At 71.5% G+C, this 3,160-nt stretch carries 4 protein-coding genes; 3 read left to right on the top strand and 1 reads right to left on the bottom strand.

Annotated features, from left to right (window positions below; all coding sequences use genetic code 11):
- Positions 1-273 precede the first annotated feature (273 nt).
- Complete coding sequence (locus tag AAHM41_RS39660; protein WP_342242154.1) at positions 274-510, top strand: DUF1289 domain-containing protein; 237 nt, start codon at positions 274-276, stop codon at positions 508-510.
- 12 nt (positions 511-522) lie between these two features.
- Positions 523-1,401: an N-carbamoylputrescine amidase gene (gene aguB, locus AAHM41_RS39655; RefSeq protein WP_342242153.1), complete on the top strand. Its 879-nt coding sequence runs from the start codon at positions 523-525 to the stop codon at positions 1,399-1,401.
- Between the two features lie 271 nt (positions 1,402-1,672).
- Here the strand turns inward: aguB and gcvA are convergent, their stop codons facing one another.
- On the bottom strand, positions 1,673-2,602 hold the full coding sequence (gcvA, locus tag AAHM41_RS39650) for a transcriptional regulator GcvA (RefSeq protein WP_342242152.1): 930 nt from the start codon (positions 2,600-2,602) through the stop codon (positions 1,673-1,675).
- A gap of 147 nt (positions 2,603-2,749) precedes the next feature.
- On the opposite strand from gcvA, the gene AAHM41_RS39645 reads away from it, so the two are divergent.
- A complete protein-coding gene (locus tag AAHM41_RS39645) occupies positions 2,750-2,932 on the top strand; it encodes a hypothetical protein (RefSeq protein WP_342242151.1) in 183 nt (60 codons plus the stop codon).
- Positions 2,933-3,160: the final 228 nt, after the last annotated feature.

The following is a 3,160-nucleotide window of genomic DNA, read 5'->3' as shown; positions in this document are numbered from 1 at the left end:
GGCGCGGGCCCCGCGGGCCCGGGCCCCCCCCGCGGCCGCGCCGGCCGGCCCGGCCGCCGCTGTCCTGGGTGTCGTCCGACGGCAGGGGGGGCGGTGGGGTGGCGGGGGCGTCGGTCATCACGGCAATCCTTCTCGCGGAGTCCCGATGCTACGCCCCGAGGCTCCGCCGACCATCGCGCCTGCGACCCGGCCTCGCCCGGTCACGACACCGCCGCTAGGCCCCGCACGTGCCGCCTTGAACCCGGCCCGCGGCCGGGTTACCTGGAAGGGGCCATGGACTCCGATCTCCCGCCCATCGTTTCGCCCTGCATCGGCGTCTGCACGCTCGAGGCCGGGACCGGCCTGTGCACCGGCTGCCTGCGCACGACCGACGAGATCGCGGCCTGGCGCGACGCCGACAACGGCTGGCGGCTGACCGTGCTGCAGCGGCTGAAGGAGCGCCGCCGCGCCCGCGGCCGCACCAGCGCCGCCGACAGCCGGCCCCGCCGGCGCCAGCCGCAGACCGCTTGAGGGATCGCTCCCATGACCACCGTGACCGTCGCCGCCACCCAGACCTTCTGCACCTGGAACGAGGCCGAGACCCTGGACCGGGTCGAGGCGCTGGTGCGCCAGGCCGCCGGCCGCGGCGCCCAGATCGTGCTGCCGCAGGAGCTGTTCGCCGCCCCCTATTTCTGCCGCGACGAGCTGCAGAAGCACTTCGCCCTGGCGCAGCCGATCGACGGCCACCCGGTGGTGGAGCGGTTCCGCAAGCTGGCGGCGGAGCTGCAGGTGGCGATGCCGGTCAGCGTGTTCGAGCGGGCCAACAACGCCTATTACAACTCGATCGCCATGGTCGACGCCGACGGCAGCGTGCTGGGCGTCTACCGCAAGTCGCATATCCCGGACGGGCCGGGCTATGAGGAGAAGTTCTACTTCAACCCCGGTGACACCGGCTTCCGGGTTTGGAGCACCCGCTACGGCAAGGTCGGCTGCGGCATCTGCTGGGACCAGTGGTACCCCGAGGCGGCGCGCTGCATGGCGCTGCTGGGCGCCGATTTGCTCTTGTACCCGACCGCGATCGGCAGCGAGCCGCAGGATGGCGGCCTCGACAGCCAGGCGCATTGGACCCGGGTGATGCAGGGCCATGCCGGCGCCAACCTGATCCCGCTGGTCGCCTCGAACCGCATCGGCACCGAGCAGGGCGAGCGCTTCAGCCAGAGCTTCTACGGCTCCTCCTTCATCGCCGGCCCGACCGGCGAGCTGGTGGCCCAGGCCGGCCGCACCGAGGAGGAGGTGCTGGTCGCCCGCTTCGACCTCGACGCCATCCGGGCCCAGCGCGCCAGCTGGGGCCTGTTCCGCGACCGCCGGCCGGAGCTGTATGGCGCGATCTTGACCTATGATGGGGTCACGCGGCCTTTCTGAGGGCGCCATCCGATTGCCTCTCCCGCTTGCGGGACCTTTTCAGAACAGCTGAAGCCCGTTTCTTTTTAGTCCCCCCTCCCCTTGTGGGAGGGGGGCAGGGGGAGGGGTCTGCACGCGTCCGCGCGCGAATGGCCAGGGCAGGAACTCGCCGTCGATGCCGGTTTGCGACGGTCTGGGCCGGCTCAAGCCGAGAGACCCCCCTCCCCCTAACCCCCTCCCGCGAGGGGAGGGGGGACTCATTTTTTCGATCGACCCCGTTGCCACCCGGCCGTCACCCAACCTGAGCCAGGCCTTGCCTTTCATCCGCGGCGATCTCGGCCAGGACCCAGTCGCGGAAGGCGGCGATCTTCGGGACGTCGCGGCGGCTGTCGAGATAGACGAGGTAATAGGAGCCCTCGTCGCGGATGCTGTAGGGGAAGGGCCGGACCAGCTCGCCGGCGGCGAGCTCGTCGAGGAAGAAGGTCGGGTTGACCAAGGCCAGCCCCTGCCCCGCCTGCGCCGCGCGGCCCATCATCTGCTGGTTTTCGAGCCGCATGCCGCCATTGGACACGGACTCCGGCACGGCCACGCCGGCGGCGGCGAACCAGCGCTGCCAATAGGCGTCGCCGCCGTCCCAGAACAGCGGCAGCCGCAGCAGGTCGCGCGGATCATCGAGGCCGCCGGCGCGGTCGCGCAGCGCCGGGCTGCACAGGGCGGTGTATTCGATCGGCATCAGCGGATGGGCGGCCAGGCCGGGCCAGACGCCCATGCCGTGGCGGATGCCGACGTCGCTGTCGCCGCGGGTGAAGTCGACCAGCTTGGTCTTGGTGTCGAGCCGGACGGCGATGCCGGGATGGGCCAGCTGGAACCGGCCGAGCCGCGGCACCAGCCAGTTGGTGGCGAAGGTGTGGATCGAGGTGATCGAGAGCAGCCCGCCGGTGTCGTCGCGCGCCGCGGCGAAGGCGCCGGCCAGCCGGGCCAGGGCCTCGGTCACCGCCGGCGCCAGCCTCTCCCCGGTCTCGGTCAGCGCCACCTTGCGGGTCAGGCGAAGGAACAGCGGCGCGCCGACCCGGTCCTCGAGCAGGCGGATCTGGTAGCTGACCGCCGCCTGGGTCATGCCCAGCTCGGCCGCCGCCCTGGTGAAGCTGAGATGGCGTGCCGCCGCCTCGAACACCCGGATGGCCGGCAGCGGCGGCAGGCGCGAGGCTGATCCTTCATCCATAAAGACAGCTTATCCGTTGCTTATCGAGAACGCGTTGGTCGAACGCCCGCCGAACGCCGATATTCGTCTCATACAGACCACATCGCAACGACGGCCCGTCGACACGCATCAGCAGAGCTGATGCATCCGGGCCATCCGGAGACCGAAATGACCAGCATCGTCCAGCGGGCGCCCGTGCGCCCGATCCCCCGGCTTCGCCCTCGGCGCGGCCTGATCTCCACCCTGCGCGCCGCCGTTCAGCGGATGCTGCGCCCGGCCGCCGGCCGGGTGCTCGACACCAAGGCGCTGTCCGACCAGATGCGGCGGGACCTGGGGTTTGACAGGAGCTAGGAACAGGAAGCTCCCCATTCACTCTCCCCATTCGCGGGCTACGGCATCCACGTCGCATCCTCTGAGTCCCCCCTCCCCTCGCGGGAGGGGGATAGGGGGAGGGGGTTCTCTCGGCTCGAGTCGGCCCAGACTGTCGCAAAGCGATATGGGCGGCGAGTTCGGCGCCCCGCCCATTCGCGCGCGGACGCGCGCAGACCCCTCCCCCTGCCCCCCCCCCCCCCCGGGGGG

It is taken from the genome of Inquilinus sp. OTU3971, assembly GCF_038440215.1.
The sequence above is the reverse complement of the archived record's forward strand: the minus strand, read 5'-3'. Positions and strand labels throughout refer to the sequence as shown.

What these genes read in the sequence shown, in the direction of transcription:
- gcvA (WP_342242152.1), bottom strand. Translation starts at nt 2,602, where the DNA reads ATGGATGAAGGATCAGCCTCGCGCCTGCCGCCGCTGCCGGCCATCCGG.
- AAHM41_RS39660 (WP_342242154.1), top strand. Translation starts at nt 274, where the DNA reads ATGGACTCCGATCTCCCGCCCATCGTTTCGCCCTGCATCGGCGTCTGC.
- AAHM41_RS39645 (WP_342242151.1), top strand. Translation starts at nt 2,750, where the DNA reads ATGACCAGCATCGTCCAGCGGGCGCCCGTGCGCCCGATCCCCCGGCTT.
- aguB (WP_342242153.1), top strand. Translation starts at nt 523, where the DNA reads ATGACCACCGTGACCGTCGCCGCCACCCAGACCTTCTGCACCTGGAAC.